Origin of the sequence: Pseudomonas taiwanensis (assembly GCF_013393345.1) — a bacterium.
Taxonomy (GTDB): Bacteria; Pseudomonadota; Gammaproteobacteria; order Pseudomonadales; family Pseudomonadaceae; genus Metapseudomonas; species Metapseudomonas resinovorans_C.
This window is the reverse complement of sequence record NZ_QJRF01000066.1, coordinates 201021-217040: the sequence shown is the minus strand read 5'-3', so window position 1 is coordinate 217040 and position 16020 is coordinate 201021. Positions and strand designations below refer to the sequence as shown.

The 16020-nt window shown below is 64.6% G+C and carries 19 protein-coding genes; 14 read left to right on the top strand and 5 right to left on the bottom strand.

The genetic code is table 11. The features are described from left to right. Positions 1–65: 65 nt before the first annotated feature. The gene (locus DM872_RS18805; protein ID WP_179060899.1) at positions 66–1202 is read left to right on the top strand and encodes a glycerate kinase; all 1137 of its coding nucleotides are present in this window, start codon (positions 66–68) and stop codon (positions 1200–1202) included. 6 nt (positions 1203–1208) lie between these two features. On the opposite strand, the gene DM872_RS18800 is transcribed toward DM872_RS18805, so the two are convergent. Next, positions 1209–1442, bottom strand: coding sequence for a hypothetical protein (locus tag DM872_RS18800; protein ID WP_179060898.1), 234 nt, complete (start codon positions 1440–1442; stop codon positions 1209–1211). Positions 1443–1591: 149 nt separating this feature from the next. Here DM872_RS18800 and DM872_RS18795 point away from each other — a divergent pair, with 149 nt between their 5' ends. The 8 genes from DM872_RS18795 to DM872_RS18760 all read left to right on the top strand — a co-directional run bounded on the left by DM872_RS18795 (position 1592) and on the right by DM872_RS18760 (position 8994). Then, entirely contained in the window at positions 1592–2056 is a 465-nt protein-coding gene (locus DM872_RS18795) for a glycine zipper 2TM domain-containing protein (RefSeq protein WP_077527826.1), read from the top strand. A gap of 227 nt (positions 2057–2283) precedes the next feature. Further along, positions 2284–5079 (top strand): monovalent cation/H+ antiporter subunit A, encoded by a 2796-nt coding sequence (locus DM872_RS18790; RefSeq protein ID WP_179060897.1) that lies wholly within the window; start codon positions 2284–2286, stop codon positions 5077–5079. Next, the gene (locus tag DM872_RS18785; RefSeq protein WP_179060896.1) at positions 5079–5414 is read left to right on the top strand and encodes a Na+/H+ antiporter subunit C; all 336 of its coding nucleotides are present in this window, start codon (positions 5079–5081) and stop codon (positions 5412–5414) included. The genes DM872_RS18790 and DM872_RS18785 overlap by 1 nt, the downstream gene beginning before the upstream one ends. Beyond that, entirely contained in the window at positions 5411–6910 is a 1500-nt protein-coding gene (locus DM872_RS18780; protein ID WP_179060895.1) for a monovalent cation/H+ antiporter subunit D, read from the top strand. Before DM872_RS18785 ends, DM872_RS18780 begins: the two co-directional genes overlap by 4 nt. Next, positions 6907–7404 (top strand): Na+/H+ antiporter subunit E, encoded by a 498-nt coding sequence (locus DM872_RS18775; RefSeq protein WP_077527830.1) that lies wholly within the window; start codon positions 6907–6909, stop codon positions 7402–7404. The genes DM872_RS18780 and DM872_RS18775 overlap by 4 nt, the downstream gene beginning before the upstream one ends. Continuing rightward, positions 7392–7661: a K+/H+ antiporter subunit F gene (locus tag DM872_RS18770; RefSeq protein ID WP_077527831.1), complete on the top strand. Its 270-nt coding sequence runs from the start codon at positions 7392–7394 to the stop codon at positions 7659–7661. Before DM872_RS18775 ends, DM872_RS18770 begins: the two co-directional genes overlap by 13 nt. Next, a complete protein-coding gene (locus DM872_RS18765; protein ID WP_179060894.1) occupies positions 7658–8005 on the top strand; it encodes a Na+/H+ antiporter subunit G in 348 nt (115 codons plus the stop codon). Before DM872_RS18770 ends, DM872_RS18765 begins: the two co-directional genes overlap by 4 nt. Positions 8006–8088: 83 nt before the next feature. Continuing rightward, on the top strand, positions 8089–8994 hold the full coding sequence (locus DM872_RS18760) for a DMT family transporter (RefSeq protein ID WP_179060893.1): 906 nt from the start codon (positions 8089–8091) through the stop codon (positions 8992–8994). On the opposite strand, the gene gap is transcribed toward DM872_RS18760, so the two are convergent. Then, positions 8995–9993, bottom strand: coding sequence for a type I glyceraldehyde-3-phosphate dehydrogenase (gene gap, locus DM872_RS18755; RefSeq protein WP_179060892.1), 999 nt, complete (start codon positions 9991–9993; stop codon positions 8995–8997). It lies immediately after the preceding gene. 71 nt (positions 9994–10064) lie between these two features. Continuing rightward, positions 10065–10736: a COG3650 family protein gene (locus DM872_RS18750; protein WP_179060891.1), complete on the bottom strand. Its 672-nt coding sequence runs from the start codon at positions 10734–10736 to the stop codon at positions 10065–10067. 69 nt (positions 10737–10805) lie between these two features. Between DM872_RS18750 and DM872_RS18745 the strand changes: the two genes are divergently transcribed. Beyond that, entirely contained in the window at positions 10806–11201 is a 396-nt protein-coding gene (locus DM872_RS18745; protein WP_179060890.1) for a DUF488 domain-containing protein, read from the top strand. 6 nt (positions 11202–11207) lie between these two features. Here the strand turns inward: DM872_RS18745 and DM872_RS18740 are convergent, their stop codons facing one another. After that, positions 11208–11807: a short chain dehydrogenase gene (locus DM872_RS18740; protein ID WP_179060889.1), complete on the bottom strand. Its 600-nt coding sequence runs from the start codon at positions 11805–11807 to the stop codon at positions 11208–11210. A 120-nt stretch (positions 11808–11927) separates the two neighbouring features. Here DM872_RS18740 and DM872_RS18735 point away from each other — a divergent pair, with 120 nt between their 5' ends. After that, positions 11928–12842 carry a LysR family transcriptional regulator gene (locus DM872_RS18735; RefSeq protein ID WP_179060888.1) on the top strand — a complete coding sequence of 305 codons (915 nt, stop codon included), beginning with the start codon at positions 11928–11930 and terminating at the stop codon, positions 12840–12842. A 63-nt stretch (positions 12843–12905) separates the two neighbouring features. Here the strand turns inward: DM872_RS18735 and DM872_RS18730 are convergent, their stop codons facing one another. Further along, positions 12906–13340: an HIT family protein gene (locus DM872_RS18730; protein WP_179060887.1), complete on the bottom strand. Its 435-nt coding sequence runs from the start codon at positions 13338–13340 to the stop codon at positions 12906–12908. Between the two features lie 650 nt (positions 13341–13990). Here DM872_RS18730 and DM872_RS18725 point away from each other — a divergent pair. From DM872_RS18725 to DM872_RS18715, 3 genes are read left to right on the top strand one after another with little or no spacing between them, the layout of a single operon-like run. Further along, positions 13991–15112 carry a beta-ketoacyl-ACP synthase III gene (locus DM872_RS18725; RefSeq protein ID WP_179060886.1) on the top strand — a complete coding sequence of 374 codons (1122 nt, stop codon included), beginning with the start codon at positions 13991–13993 and terminating at the stop codon, positions 15110–15112. Then, the gene (locus tag DM872_RS18720) at positions 15112–15723 is read left to right on the top strand and encodes an RNA polymerase sigma factor (RefSeq protein WP_179060885.1); all 612 of its coding nucleotides are present in this window, start codon (positions 15112–15114) and stop codon (positions 15721–15723) included. The genes DM872_RS18725 and DM872_RS18720 overlap by 1 nt, the downstream gene beginning before the upstream one ends. Beyond that, positions 15717–15950: an anti-sigma factor family protein gene (locus tag DM872_RS18715; protein WP_179060884.1), complete on the top strand. Its 234-nt coding sequence runs from the start codon at positions 15717–15719 to the stop codon at positions 15948–15950. The genes DM872_RS18720 and DM872_RS18715 overlap by 7 nt, the downstream gene beginning before the upstream one ends. Positions 15951–16020: the final 70 nt, after the last annotated feature.

Sequence of the window (16020 nt, the reverse complement as noted above, 5' to 3'; positions counted from 1 at the left end):
CTCTTCCCCCGCCTGCAACACCTACCATTAGCCTCGTGGTTCCCGGCCCAGTCTGAGGTACGTCGATGAAGATCGTCATTGCTCCCGATTCCTTCAAGGAAAGCCTGAGTGCGCGCGAAGTGGCCGCTGCCATCGCTCGGGGCTGGCGCTCGGTATTTCCCGAAGCCGAACTGGTGCAGAAGCCCATGGCCGATGGCGGTGAGGGCACAGTGGACGCAGTGCTGGCCGCCACCGGCGGCGAACGCCGTGACGCGCTGGTACAGGGGCCTCTGGGCGACCCGGTGCGCGCACATTGGGGATGGCTGGGGCAGGGGCGCGCCATTATCGAAATGGCGGCTGCCAGCGGCTTGCACCTGGTCGCCCGTGACGCCCGCGATGCCACGCGCACCAGCAGCTTCGGCACCGGCGAGTTGATTCGCCAGGCCCTCGATGTCGGCGCGACGCGGATCATCCTCGGTCTCGGCGGTAGCGCCACCAATGACGGCGGTGCGGGCTTGCTCACGGCTCTCGGGCTGCGCCTGCTGGACAAGCACGGTGCGCCGCTACCGGCTGGCGGCGCGGCCCTGGCCCGGCTGGCGAGGGTCGATCCTTCCGGTCTTGATCCGCGTCTCGCCGGCGTTGAGTTCGAGGTGGCGGCGGATGTGGATAACCCGCTCTGCGGACCCCACGGCGCTTCCCATGTCTTCGGCCCGCAGAAGGGCGCCAATCCCGCGCAGGTCGAATCGCTCGATGCAGCACTGGGACATTACGCCGAGGTGATCGCCGCTCACCTCGGCGAAGACCATAGCCAGCATCCGGGCGTAGGGGCGGCCGGTGGCCTGGGGTTCGCCGCACGGGCCTTTCTCGGCGCGCGCTTCCGCCCCGGTATCGAACTGGTGGCGGAAGTGGCCGGGCTGGCCGATTCGGTAGTGGACGCCGATCTGGTGGTGACGGGGGAGGGTCGCCTCGACTCACAGAGCCTGCATGGCAAGACCCCGGTGGGCGTGGCGCGTATTGCGGGTGCCGCCGGCGTGCCGGTGATCGCCATTGCCGGGAGCCTGGGAGAGGGTTATCAGCGCCTGCGTGAAGTTGGCATCGAGGCCGCCTTCAGCCTGGTGCCCGGTCCCATGGAGCTGGAGCGGGCGATGGCGTGCGCTGCGGTGGAGCTGGAAGCGCGTAGCGCGGATATCGCCCGATTGTGGAAACTGGCCGCCCGCGTCTGACCGTGCTCAGGCGGTGTAACGCTGTGCCGCCCGTTCCAGCCAGGGCTGCAAGTCCTTGCGCTTGACGCCTTCAGCGCGAGCGACCTTCAACTGTTCCAGCATGAACGCCTGCTTTTCCTTGTCGCCTTCCGCCAGGGATAACGCGAGGTCGCGATCCATCCAGCGTTTGATGCGCACGTACAGCCACCAGTGGAAGTAAAGGCCGGCGATGGTGGTGATCGCGATGATGAAGTAGTCCATGGGCTAACCTTGTGGGACAGGGAGCTTGTAGGAGATTTCCCGTGAGGCTGTCGGAAAGCTGAACAATAGCTGAGTAGTCGGCCTGCTCAGGTGACAGCCCACGCAGCGCGGAGTCTAATGGACGGGTAATTAATTCTGGAGGAATTGCTATGCGTAAACCCTATCTGCTGGTTGCCTCTTTCACGGCAGTGGCACTGGCGCTGGGTGGCTGTCAGTCGAGCCTGACCGGAGACACCTATTCCCGTGACGAAGCTCGGCAAGTGCAGACCGTGCGCATGGGCACCATCGAATCGCTGCGTCCGGTGAAGATCGAAGGTACCAAGACGCCGGTCGGCGCCGGCGCTGGCGCTGTGGTCGGCGGCATTGGCGGTAGCACCATCGGCCACGGACGTGGCAGCGCAGTCGCAGCCGTGATCGGCGCGGTAGCCGGCGGCCTGCTGGGGGCGGCGGCAGAAGAAGGCTACACCCGTACCCAGGGTGTGGAAATCACCGTGCGTGAAGACGATGGTTCGATGCGCGCCTACGTCCAGGAAGTCCAGCCCAACGAAGTCTTCCGCGTGGGCGAGCGCGTTCGCATCATGACGGTCAACGGCACCAGCCGCGTCGCTCACTGAAGCTAAGCTGTCCCCATCGGGACAGCTTGTCGTTTTCCCCATTCCAGAATGACGGCGATAGCGCCTGGGTGCTATCGCCGTTTGGAGTGGGCGTTCTCTGCAGTTGCTAGCGTTTTGAAATAATTCAATCTATCGCGATGAATCGATAGTAATGGATAATCGCTGGGTTTTTTTCATGCCATTTCCGTTACTTGGAGGAAGGTGGCGCTGACCTAGGGGAGATATGGATGATTCTGGCGCTCATTGTCGCGCTGCCCTTTCTCGGGGCACTTCTTCCGCCGCTGGCCGAGCGCCTTGGCCGTTCCGTCTGCGCGGCCGTCACCGCACTGGTACCGCTGGCTGGCCTCGTTCTCCTGCTGACCCAGACCGATAGCATCTTCGCCGGTCACACCCTCAATTTCGCTCAGTCCTGGTTACCGGGCTTCGGGCTCAGCTTCAGCCTGCGGCTGGATGGCCTGGGCTATCTGTTCGCCCTGTTGATCCTCGGCATCGGGCTGCTGGTGATCCTCTACGCCCGCTACTACCTGTCTACGGAAGAGCCCATGGGGCGCTTCTTCGCCTTCCTGCTGTTGTTCATGGGCGCGATGCTCGGCGTTGTGCTGTCCGAGAACCTGCTGCTGATGCTGGTGTTCTGGGAGCTGACCAGTCTGTCCTCATTCCTGCTCATCGGCTTCTGGGGGCACCGCTCCGATGCGCGCAAGGGCGCGCGAATGGCGCTGGCGGTTACCGCAGGCGGGGGCCTGGCGCTGTTGGCCGGGATACTGCTTGTGGGACATATCGCCGGCAGCTTCGAACTGACCCAGGTGCTCGCCGCAGGCGAGCAGATCCGTGCCCACGGCCTTTATCCGGTGGCGCTGGTGCTGGTCCTGCTGGGTGCGTTCACCAAGTCCGCGCAGTTCCCATTCCATTTCTGGCTGCCCCACGCCATGGCCGCGCCGACCCCGGTGTCCGCCTACCTGCACTCGGCCACCATGGTGAAGGCCGGCGTATTCCTGCTGGCGCGCTTGTATCCGGCCTTGTCCGGTTCCGACCTGTGGTTCTACCTGGTCAGTCTGAGTGGCCTGGCGACGCTGTTGTTCGGCGCCGGTATGGCGTTGTTCCAGCACGACCTCAAGGGCCTGCTGGCCTACTCGACCATCAGCCATCTCGGCCTGATCACCTTGCTGTTCGGCCTCGATTCGCAACTCTCGAACGTCGCGGCAGTGTTCCACATCATCAACCACGCCACCTTCAAGGCCTCGTTGTTCATGGCCGCGGGGATCATCGACCACGAGACCGGCAGTCGCGACATGCGCCTGATCAACGGGCTATGGCGGTACATGCCGCATACGGCGGTGCTGGCGATGGTGGCGTCCCTGGCCATGGCCGGCGTGCCCTTGCTGAACGGCTTCCTCAGCAAGGAGATGTTCTTCGGCGAGACGCTGCAGCAGGATCTGCTGGGGAGTTTCAGTTGGGTGGTGCCGGCGGCGGCGACACTCGCCGGGGTTTTCTCGGTGGCCTATTCGTTGCGCTTCGTCCACGACGTGTTCTTCAACGGCGAGCCCGCCGTCCTGCCCAAGTTCCCGCCTCACGAGCCGCCGCGCTACATGAAGGTCCCGGTGGAAATCCTCGTGTCCCTCTGTCTGCTGGTGGGCATGCTGCCGGGCATCACGGTGGCGCCGCTGCTGGCCACTGCGGCTTCGGCCAGCCTGGGCGGCACGTTGCCGGAATACGACCTGGCGATCTGGCATGGCTTCAACCTGCCGTTGGCCATGAGTCTGGTGGCGCTGGTTGGCGGCGTGCTGGTCTATGTGCTGCGCAAGCCACTGTTCCGCTGGTACGCCGACCTGCCCGACACCGACGCCAAGGAAGTGTTCGAGCAGCAGGTGCAGCGCGCCGTGGTGGCCGCCCGCTGGATTACCGGGCACCTGGAGAACGGCTCCCTGCAGCGCTACCTGTCCTTGTTGCTGGGCGCCGCCATGGTGATGGTGGCGCTGTCGCTCGCGCCCCTGCCGCAGATCGCGGGCGAGCGTCCGCTCACGCCACTGGACGGTATCACTACCCTGGGATTGGCAGTGCTGGCGCTATCGGGTGTGCTGACTGCGATTTTCCATCGCCAGCGGCTGATCGCGCTGATGATCCTCGGCGTGGCCGGCTTGCTGGTGGCGTTGGCATTCGCTCGATTCTCGGCACCTGACCTGGCGCTCACGCAGCTGGTGGTGGAAGTGGTGACGCTGGTCCTGCTGATGCTGGCGCTCTACTACCTGCCGTCCCGTACGCCGGGTGAAAGCTCCAGCCTGCGTGGGCTGCGCGATTTCATCCTGGCCTGTGCAGTGGGCGTGATGGTGGCGTTGCTGGCCTACGCCGTGCTGACCCGACCCTACGAAGGTATCGCCGATTTCTTCCTCGCCAACAGCGTGTCCGGGGGCGGCGGCACCAACGTGGTCAACGTGATCCTGGTGGACTTCCGCGGCTTCGATACCCTCGGCGAAATCACCGTCCTGACGATCGCCGCCGTCGGCATCTTCGCCATGCTTTCGGGGCTGCGCCTGGAGAATCCGACCTGCGATCCCCAGGGGCGAAATTGGGCCGGCGCCAAGCACCCGCTGATTCTCGAAACCCTGTCGCGCCTGATGCTTCCCCTGGCCTTGCTGATTTCGGTGTTCATTTTCCTGCGTGGGCACAACCTGCCCGGTGGCGGCTTCATCGCCGGCCTGATCACCGCCGTGGCCCTGGTGCTGCAGTACATCGCCAGTGGCATTGCCTGGGTGGAACAACGCCTGCCGTTGAATTACCAGCGCATGGCGGGTGCCGGGGTGCTGATCGCCGGCCTCACCGGCCTCGGCAGCTGGGCCTTCGGCCGCAACTTCCTGACCTCGGCGTTCGGCCATTTCGAGCTGCCGCTGGTGGGTGAATTCGAACTGGCGACCGCCATGCTGTTCGACCTCGGCGTCTACCTGGCCGTGGTCGGCTCGACGTTGCTGGTATTGGTCAACCTGGGACGTCTGAGCCTGTCCCCGGCTGCGAGCAAGGAGATTCATTGATGGAGGCGCTGTTCGCCGTAACCCTCGGCTTGCTGACCGCCAGTGGCATCTACCTGCTGCTGCGCGGCCGGACATTCCCCGTGGTGCTGGGCCTGACCCTGCTCTCGTACGCCGTCAACCTGTTCCTCTTCGCCATGGGTCGGCTGGCCGGCGAAGCCGTGGTGCTCGGGCGCGACGTGCAGTATGCCGATCCCGTGCCGCAAGCCCTGGTGCTGACCGCCATCGTCATCGGCTTCGCCATGACTGCCTTCGTGGTGGTGCTGGCCTTGCGCGGGGTGGGCGATCTGAACAGCGATCACGTCGATGGCCTCACCGACGAGGAGTCGGCGCCATGATCCACCTGACGATCCTGCCGGTCCTGATTCCGCTGTTCACCGGTGCGCTGTTGCTGGTGCTGCCGTCCAACGAGCGCCTGAAGCGCAGCCTTTCCGTGCTCGCCACCCTGGCCCTGGTACCGCTGGCGCTGTACCTGATTCAGCAGGCGGGTGATGGCCAGTTGCGCGTTTACGCACTCGGCAGTTGGCAGCCACCCTTCGGCATCGTCCTGATGCTCGACCGGCTTGCAGGGCTGATGCTGCTGGCGACCGCCGTGCTGGCCTCTGCTGCCGTGATCTATGCCGTACGTGGCGACGATCGTATCGGCCTGCGCTTCCATGCGCTTTTCCAGTTCCAGCTGCTGGGGATCAACGGCGCCTTCCTGACTGGCGACCTGTTCAATCTCTTCGTGTTCTTCGAAATCCTGCTGATCGCCTCCTATGCGTTGCTGCTGCACGGCGGGGGTGGCGAACGGGTGAAAGCGGGGATGCACTACGTGATCCTCAATCTCGCCGGTTCGGCGCTGTTCCTGATCGCGATAGGTGCCCTCTACGGCATCACCGGCACCCTGAACATGGCTGACATGGCCCGCCAGGTGGCCGCGGCAGGGCCGGACAATGCCCCGGTGCTGGCCGCCGCCGGACTGGTGCTGCTGTTGGTGTTCGCCCTCAAGGCAGCACTGTTGCCGCTGTACTTCTGGCTGCCGCGTGCCTATGCCGCCGCGAGTGCGCCGGTGGCCGCACTCTTCGCGATCATGACCAAGGTGGGCATCTATTCGATCCTGCGGGTGTACAGCCTGGTCTTCGGCCCCGAAGCCGGCGAGCTGGCCAACCTGGCGCAGCCCTGGCTCTGGCCGCTGGCACTGGCCACAGTGTTGCTCGGTGCCCTGGGCGCGCTGGCTGCCGCCACCTTGCAGGGCTTGCTGGCTTACCTCGTGGTGGTCTCCGCCGGCACTCTGCTGGCAGCCATCGCCCTGGGGACTCCCGAGGCCCAGGGCGCGGCACTGTTCTATCTGCTGCACAGCACCTGGGTGGCCGGAGCGCTGTTCCTCCTGGCCGACCTGGTCAGCCGACAGCGGGGCGAGAAGGCGGGCCACCTGGTGCAAGGGCCGGCCCTGAAGAATCCGAGCATCCTCGGTGCGGCGTTCTTCTTCGGTGCCATCGCCGTGGCGGGCTTGCCGCCGCTGTCCGGTTTCTTCGCCAAGCTCCTGTTGCTCCAGGCTGCGCCGCCGGGCGCTGGTGCACTGCCGTTGTGGAGCGTGCTGCTGATCGGTGGTTTCGTCAGCCTGGTGGCCCTGAGCCGCGCGGGCAGCACGCTGTTCTGGCGTACCGGCTATCAGGTGTTGGGCAGTGCGGAACTGGATGGCGGCCGGCTGTTCGCCACCCTTCTGCTGCTGGCCGGCAGCCTGGTGCTGGTGGCGTTCGCCCAGCCGCTCCTGGACTACGCCCAGGCCACCGCCGTGCAGCTGCATGACGTGAACCTCTACCGCGCCATTCTCGAGGGGACCGGAGCATGATTCGACGAATCTTTCCGCACCCCGCCGAAAGCCTCTTGCTGCTGTTCGTCTGGCTGCTGCTGGTGGACTCCTTCGCCTTCAGCCACTGGCTGCTGGGGGGCTTTCTCGGCTGGGCAATTCCGTTCTTCTTCCAGCCGCTGTTGATCGAGCGCCCGAAACGCTGGCATCCGCTCAAGCTGATGCGCTTCCTGCTGATGGTGGTGGGGGACGTGCTGGTGGCCAATTTCCAGGTAGCACGCCTGACCCTCGGCCGCGTCGAAGCGCTGCGTCCCGCCTTTGTCGAAGTGCCCATCGAACTGGACAACGAACTGGCCATCAGCGTGCTGGTGAGCGTGGTGTCGCTGACACCGGGTTCGCTGGCCGCCGACCTCAGTGCCGACCGCCGGACCCTGCTGGTGCATGGCCTCGACGTGCCGGACAAGGTCGCCATGGTGGCTGAGATCAAGTCGCGCTACGAGGCACCGCTGAAGGAGATATTCCCATGCTCGGCCTAGTGATCCCGCTCTGCCTGGGTATGCTCGGGCTGGCGCTGCTGCTGACGCTCGCGCGTCTCATCAAGGGGCCTTGCCTGCCGGACCGAGTGCTGGCGCTGGATACCCTCTACATCAACGCCATCGCCATGCTCGTGCTCTACGGCATCTGGAAGGGCAGCAACCTGTTCTTCGAAGTGGCGCTGCTGATCGCCGTGCTCGGCTTCGTCAGTACAGTGGCGGTGGCCAAGTACATGCTGCGCGGAGACATCATCGAATGACTAGCGAACCGCTGTCCCTCTGGGTGGAAATCCTCGTCTGTGCGCTGCTGCTGCTCGGCAGTGCCTTCATGCTGATCGGCGCCATCGGCCTCTATCGCCTGCCGGACTTCTTCATGCGCCTGCATGGCCCGACCAAGGCCACCACCCTGGGCGTGGGTGGTGTGGTGATGGCTTCGCTGGTGTTCTTTTCGGCCGATGCCGGCGGGCTCAGCCTGCACGAATTGCTGATCAGCCTGTTCCTCTTCATCAGCGCCCCGGTCAGCGCCTACATGCTGGCCAAGGCCGCGGTGTTGCAGCAGTTGCCGCTCGACCAGAAGACCCGCGGCAAACCCTGGAACCAGTAAGCACTACAGTTTTTCCCGCCTGCTGTGCCTGTCTGGCCCCATGGACGGCCTCGTAGACTGGCGGCTTTCTCCCGGAGGTGAACATGGCGCAGCAAGGTCGACTGGTGGCGGTGGCCTGCCTGGTGCTGGCCATGGCGCTCTGGGGCAGCTCCTTCATCGCCCTCAAGCTGGCCTTCCAGGAAGTCGCCCCGCATTGGGTAATCTTCGCGCGTATGGCCCTGGGCAGCCTGATCTTCCTGGCCGCCTGGCGTTGGCGGGGCAACCTCGACTACCAGCCTGGAGACTGGAAATACCTGCTGGGCCTGGCCGCCTGCGAACCCTGCCTCTACTTCATCTTCGAAGCCCTGGCGCTGCAGCACACCAGTGCCTCCCAGGCCGGCATGATCACCGCGCTATTGCCGTTGCTGGTGGCGGTGGGTGCCTACGCTCTGCTGCATGAACGGATCACTCGCGGCACCCTGGCCGGCTTCTTCCTTGCCGTGGTTGGCGCTGTCTGGCTGAGCCTGGCCAGCGACTCGGACAGCCATGCGCCGCAGCCTCTGCTGGGCAATTTCTACGAGTTCCTCGCCATGCTCTGCGCCACCGGCTACACGCTGTTGCTCAAGCATCTGTCATCGCGCTACTCGGCCTTTTTCCTGACCGCCATGCAGGCCTTCATCGGCAGCCTGTTCTTCCTGCCCCTGGCCTGGGTCACTTCGCCCTTGCCGGAGTCCGTCAGCCCGCTGGGCATCGGCGCCATGATCTACCTCGGCACCGTGGTCACGGTGGGCGCCTACGGCCTCTACAACTTCGGCGTCTCGCGGATGCCGGCGAGCCAGGCCACCGGCTTCATCAACCTGATTCCCGTGTTCACCCTGGTATTCGCCTGGGGCTTCCTGGGTGAGCGGCTGACAGGGGTGCAACTGCTCGCCGCCGGCCTGGTGTTCGTCGGCGTGGCGCTGAGCCAATGGAAAAGCGCAGCGCCGGCGCCGGCAGGGGTCCTGGATTGATCAAGGGTTCAGCCAGGCCAGGACCACATCCAGCATCCGGTTGGCGAAGGCCCATTCGTTGTCGTACCAGGCCAGCACTTTCACCAGCTCCCCTTGCACACGGGTGTGATTGAGATCCACCACGCAGGAAACCGGATAGCCATTGAAGTCGCTGGATACCAGCGGCAACGCGTTGCACTCCATGACCCCCGGCGGCAAGGCTGTCATCCCGGCTTCGAGGGCCGCGTTGAGCGCCTCGCGGCTGGTCGGGCGTTCGGCGATGAACGAGAAATCCAGCAACGACACGTTCGGTGTCGGTACCCGTACCGCCATGCCATCCAGACGGCCGGCCAGTTCCGGCAGGACCAGCCCGATGGCCTTGGCCGCGCCGGTGCTGGTAGGAATCATCGAGACGGCAGCGGCGCGGGCCCGATAGGGATCACTGTGGCTCTTGTCCAACAGGTGCTGGTCGTTGGTGTACGCGTGCACCGTGGTCACCAGGCCGCTGCGGATACCCACTTCGCGGTGCAACAACATGGCCAGCGGGGCCAGGCAGTTGGTGGTGCAGGAGGCGTTGGAGACGATCTGCTGGCTGCCCAGCTGTTCGTGATTGACCCCGTACACCACGGTCAGGTCGGCGGTGTCGAGGGGATGTGACAGCAGCACGCGTGGCGCCCCGGCGGTCAGGTGCTGCTCCACCTGCGCGCGCTTCTTCATCTTGCCGGTGCATTCCAGTACCAGGTCCACGCCCAGCTGCGCCCAGGGCAGGTTGACCGGGTCGCGCTCGCGCAGCAGGTGGATGGTCTGGTTGTTCACCTGGAGGCGGTCGTCGCTCAGGTGAACATGACCGGGGAAGCGGCCGAAGGTCGAGTCGAAACGGGTGAGGTGGGCCAGCGATTCGAAATCGCCGAGGTCATTGATGGCTTCGATACGCAGGCGCTGGTCGAGACCCCGCTCGAACAGCGCACGAACCAGAGCGCGACCGATGCGCCCATATCCATTCAGGGCGATACGCAGCATGGTGTTCTCCCTCCTTTGATCCTTCCCCAAGCTTAGTGGGGAAGGGCGAGGATGGAGATTGCGGCCAGTCGTCAGTTGTCGCGGGCACCGCCGAAGGAGGCACAGCCACGTTGCACCTTGCCGTTCAGGCGCAGCTCGGCGGTCAGGTGCTGGACCGCACCGCTCATGCTGTCGACGCAGCGTTGGGGCGCGACCCACAGCTCCAGGCGCTGGCCATTGGCCTCACTGGACAGGTTGAAGCGGCCATCCGGCAGTTGTTCTTCCATGTAGGGCAGGGCCAGGGAAGGCTGGCCGGGACGGTCGAGGATCAGGCCCTTGCCACTGACGCTGACGCTCCAATCGGGCTCATGGCCGCTGGCGCGCAGCAGCAGGCGCTTGAAGTTGAGGTCATCGCAGCCATGCCCTTCGCGCTGCAGGCGGTAGAGGGTCTTCAGGTCCAGTTGGCCATCGGCGTCGGGCAACTTCGTTGCGCCCATGCGGGCGCGAATGTCGGCGAACAGCTTGCCGGGACCATCCGCGGAGAGGTTGGCGGCTTCCGGCAGCAGCCCGGTGGCGCCACTGTCGACCAGGGCGAAGCGGCGCTTCTCGCCGCACGGGCTGAACATCACCTGCCCAGAGACTACGCTCAGCTCACCCTGCAGACGCACCAGGTTGGCGTCGGGAGCGGGGGCTTTTTCGACGAACATCTGGCAGGCGCCGAAGAGGGGCAAGAGGCTGAACAGCAAGGGGCGGGCGAAGCGCATCATGGGTCTCCTTCAGGGAGCGGCCACGTTACCGGTGCACAGCGCCCGGCTCAAGGGCGGAGGAGAGGGATGATCCAGTTCAAGCGAGTCTATGAGGCGGCACAGCCCGATGATGGCCAGCGGGTGCTGGTGGATCGCCTGTGGCCGCGTGGTATCCGAAAGGAGTCACTGGCCCTGGCCTCCTGGCTGAAGGAGGTGGCGCCGTCAGACCAGTTGCGCAAGCAGTTCTGCCATGACCCGGCGCTGTTCGACGAATTCCGCCTGCTGTACCGAGCGGAACTCGCGGCCCATCCCGAGCACTGGCAGGGATTACTGGAAATGGCCCGCAAGGGAAGTCTGACCCTCCTGTACGCCGCCAAGGACGAAACGCGCAACAATGCCCGGGTGCTGGCGGAGTTTCTCGAAGAAGAGCTCGAACGCGGTGGTCCGCCCAGTTCGCCGGTGTGTTATGCCGGCGAACTGTAGGGGCCCTCAGCCCACGTGATAGGTCTGGCCGGTCTGCGCACCTTCTGCGCTTTTGGCGTAGGCCAATGCCGCATCGGCCGCCGATACTGCCTTGTAGCCACGGAAATAGGGACCGTAGCTCGGCAGCGCTTCCTCGATCACGGTCGGGCTGACGCTGTTGATGCGCATGCCGCGCGGTAGCTCCAGGGCGGCGCTGCGTACGAAGGCATCGATGGCGCCGTTGACCATGCTGGCCGATGCGCCGTAGCGGATCGGATCGTGGCTCAGCACCCCGGAGGTGAGGGTGAACGAGGCGCCGTCGTTGGCGAATTCGCGACCGATCAGCACCAGGTTGACCTGACCCATCAGCTTGTCCTGCAGGCCCACGGCGAACTCGGCTTCACCCATTTCTGCCAGGGCCCCGAAGTGCACTTTGCCGGCGGCGCTGATCAGGGCATCGAACGAACCGACCTTCTCGAACAGGCTGCGAATCGACGCGACGTCGGTGATGTCCGCTTGCAGGTCGCCACTGTTGCGACCAACGCGGATGACTTCGTGGCGCTCCTTGAGCTCCTGCTCGATGGCCTTGCCGATGGTGCCGCTGGCACCGACGAGGATGATTTTCATGGGTTGGAATCCTGTGTAGGGAATGAATGACAGGTCCAGTGTAGAGTGCGGTCTATTGTCGATAATCCATGCAATTGGAAAACTTTGGTTTTCGATTGGAAACAATAGGGTCGCAAATCAATGAGCGAAATGGACGACCTCGCCGCCTTCGCGGTGCTGATGGAAGCTGGCAGCTTCACCGCTGCAGCCGAGCGACTGGGCTGCAGCAAGGGGCAGTTGTCCAAGCGCATCCGCTTGCTGGAACAAGGATTGGGCGCTTCGTTGCTGCATCGCACCACGCGACGATTGGGCCTGACTGCCGCCGGGGCAGCCTTGCTGCCCGAGGCAAAGGCCCTGGCTGCGCAGGCGGAGCGGGCCAGGCAATCGGTGCGGCGCTTGCAGGAGGAGCTGACGGGCTGCGTGCGCCTGACGGTACCGGTGTCCCTTGGCGAGACCTTTTTCGATGCGCTGTTGCTGGACTTTATCCGGCAGTACCCGCAGATCCGCATCGAGCTGGATTTGCACAACGGCTATCGCGACCTGGTGGCGGAAGGCTTCGACCTCGCCATCCGTTCGGGCATGGACATGGATGATCGCCTGGTGGCGCGGCCGCTGTTCTCCCTGCAGGAAATCACCTGCGCCATCCCGGCCTATCTCGCCACCCACGGCGAACCCGAACAACCGGCGGACCTGGCGCGCCACCAGTGCCTGCTCAACACCCACTACAGCGGTTTCGAGGAATGGCTCTATCACCGGCAGCACCGGCTGGAGCGGGTCAAGGTGGCGGGTGCGCTGGCGAGCAATCACTACAGCCTGCTGAAGAAGGCGGCCCTCGCCGGTGCCGGCGTCGCACGACTGCCTTCCTACATGATCTACGACGAACTGGCCGATGGCCGTCTGGTGTGGCTGCTGCGTGAGTACCAGACCCGCCAGACACCGGTTTTCCTGGTGCACCCCTGGCAGGGTGGGTTGCCGAGACGCACCCAGGTGCTGGCGGACTACCTGCTGGCCTGGTTCGAACGCAGCCGGCTGAAACTGGACAAGGCGGGGGAGTAGGGCAGGGCGACGACGAAGGGTGTAACAGCGATGTTCATCCCGCGTCGTGCCCCGGCGAAGGCGTCAGGCGAGGTGCTTCAGCAGGCGCGCCTGCAGGGCTTCCAGCTCGTTCGGGTCAGCTTTCTTGCTGGCGTGGATAGCCAACGACTCGCCCTCGAAGCGCGGCACGATGTGCATGTGAATGTGGAACACCGTCTGGCCCGCCGGTGCGCCATTGAACTGCGCCACCTGCACGCCGACCGGTTGCAGCTCCTGCACCAGTACATGGGTCAGCCGTTGCACCACGGCCATGACCTTGGCCAGGGCGTCGGTTTCGATCTCCAGGATGTTGCGCGCGGCTGATCGCTTCGGGATCACCAGGGTGTGGCCAAACGACTGCGGGAAAATATCGAGGAAGGCGAGCACGTCGTCGTCTTCGTAGAGTTTGTAGCAGGGTGCCTCGCCACGAATGATCTGGGCGAAAACGTTCTGCGGATCGTAGGTGCCGTGCAGGCTCATCGAAGGCTCTCCATTTGCCGATTTGCGAGCCGTGCACATTAACGCCCGACGCGACGTCGGAAAACCCCGCTGATGCCTCGCCAGCTCACCCTCCGGACAAACGTCGAGAACATCACCGACAAGTGAAGCAGCCGTGGCCATTCGTGGCCACGGCCGCCGATACCGCTTGTCTCCGCACCACGGCTGAGGGCGGCCTGGGGGTTTGTAGGAGCGGGCTTGCCCGCGAAGCTTCTCCGGCGCCGTTTTCGCGAGCAAGCTCGCTCCTACAGGGCGATCCTCTGCTTCAACTTGTCCAAGCAGAACCTAACTACGCTTTGTCACCTGAAGGTCGCAAACTGACTATCCGTTCGCGTCACTTCCCCGATATTTTGGCGAAAGTCCCCGTCGCCAGCCGCCGTTTCTGGCGTTACCCTTCGCATCTGGATAAAAAGTGGAGCAACCGCGAAGAGGGTTCCGGCGATCTGGCCTACGGCGCGAAAAGCGTCGGCGGGGCGCGGCGAAGGATGTTCGCGCAATAGCTTCCAACTTGCTTTTACAGTTCCACCCCGCCTGGCGGGACGACTATTTTTCCGCTGCCGGCCTGTGTGGCCGGCGGCTGACTGCCTGAACCGGCCGTTCGAGCGAGCGGCCCAGTATCGAGAGGATCGACCGTGCACAACGTCGTAATCAGTGGCACCGGCCTGTATACCCCGTCCAACAGCATCTCCAACGAAGAGCTGGTGGAGTCCTTCAACGCCTATGTGCAGGCCTTCAACGCCGAGAACGCCGGCGCCATCGAGCGGGGCGAAATCGAGGCCCTGGCTGAATCCAGCGTGGCCTTCATCGAGAAGGCGTCCGGTATCAAGAGCCGCTTCGTGGTGGACAAGGACGGCATCCTCGATCCGAAACGCATGACGCCGCGCATCCCCGAACGCACCAATGACGAGTGGGGCATCCTCTGCGAGATGGCCGTGGGCGCTGCCAAGCAGGCCCTGGAACGCGCGGGCAAGATCCCGGCGGACATCGACGGTGTGATCGTCGCCTGCTCCAACCTGCAGCGTGCCTATCCGGCGGTGGCCATCGAAGTCCAGGCTGCACTCGGCATCGAAGGCTTCGGCTACGACATGAACGTCGCCTGCTCCTCGGCCACCTTCGGTATCCAGGCTGCCACCAACGCGGTGCAGACCGGCCAGGCCCGCGCCATCCTGATGGTCAACCCGGAAATCTGCACCGGCCACCTGAACTTCCGTGACCGCGACAGCCATTTCATCTTCGGCGATGCCGCAACGGCGGTGATCATCGAACGTGCCGACCAGGCCACCTCCAAGCACCAGTTCGACGTGGTCGGCACCAAGCTGCTGACCCAGTTCTCCAACAATATCCGCAACAACTTCGGCTTCCTCAACCGCGCGGCGGAAGAGGGCATGGGTGCCCGCGACAAGCTGTTCGTCCAGGAAGGCCGCAAGGTGTTCAAGGACGTCTGCCCGATGGTCGCCGAGCTGATCGCCACCCACCTGGAAGAGAACAAGCTCAACGTCGCCGACGTGAAGCGTTTCTGGCTGCACCAGGCCAACCTCAACATGAACCTGCTGATCGCCCGCAAGCTGCTGGGCCGTGACGCCGAAGCCGACGAGGCGCCGGTGATCCTCGACACCTACGCCAACACCAGCTCCGCCGGATCCGTGATCGCCTTCCACAAGCACCAGGACGACCTGCCCAGCGGTGCGCTGGGTGTGCTCAGCTCCTTCGGCGCCGGTTACTCCATCGGCAGCGTGATCCTGCGCAAGCGCTGATGAATCATCCCGCCGACGCCGACCTGCTACCCCGGCTCCTGGCCGGGGAGCAGGGGGCGTTCTGCGAGTTGATCGGCGCCTACCAGGGCGCCATGCGCGCGGTGGCCTACGCGATCGTCGGCCAACGGCATGCCGACGAGGTGGTGCAGGACGCCTGGCTCGCCGTGGTGCGCAATCTCGACGGCTTTCAGCAGCGTTCCAGCCTGAAGACCTGGCTTCTGACCATCGTCGCCAATACCGCCCGCAGCCGGCTCAAGCACAACCGCCGCGAGGTGCTGCTCGACGACCTGCCTGCCCCTCACGGGACCATCGGTGATGCCCGCTTCGCCGAGGACGGCCACTGGGCAGCGACCGTGCCGGCCTGGCACGAGGACACGCCCGAGGCCCTGCTCACCGAGGAAGAGCTGCGCGAATGCCTGGAGAAGACCCTGCTCAGTCTCTCGGAGATGCAGCGCAGCGTGGTGTTGCTGCGTGAGCGCCAAGGGCTGGAGCTGGAGGAAATCTGTAATTTGTTGGAGATATCGCTCTCCAATGTCCGGGTGCTGCTGCATCGCGGACGCCTGAAGCTGTTCGCCACCCTGGAACATTTCGAGGAGACAGGCCAATGCTGACATGCAAGGAACTGGTCGCCCGCTCCAGCGAATTGCTCGACGGCGAACTGAGCTTTCGCGAGCGCATGGCTGTGCGCCGTCACCTCGTGCTGTGCCGCAACTGCCGGCGCTTCATCAAGCAGATGAGGCTGACCCAGGCCGTCGTCCGCCAGTTGCCGGAAACCCCGGGTGCCGAAGTGGACGACCTCGCCGCACACCTGGCGCAGAAGCGCCGCGACTCCTTCTAGCCGTCCTTTCCCCGCGACGTAGTAGTCGCGAATCGGCAGTTTCGCAAGTCGCCACCTTCATTTCATTTTC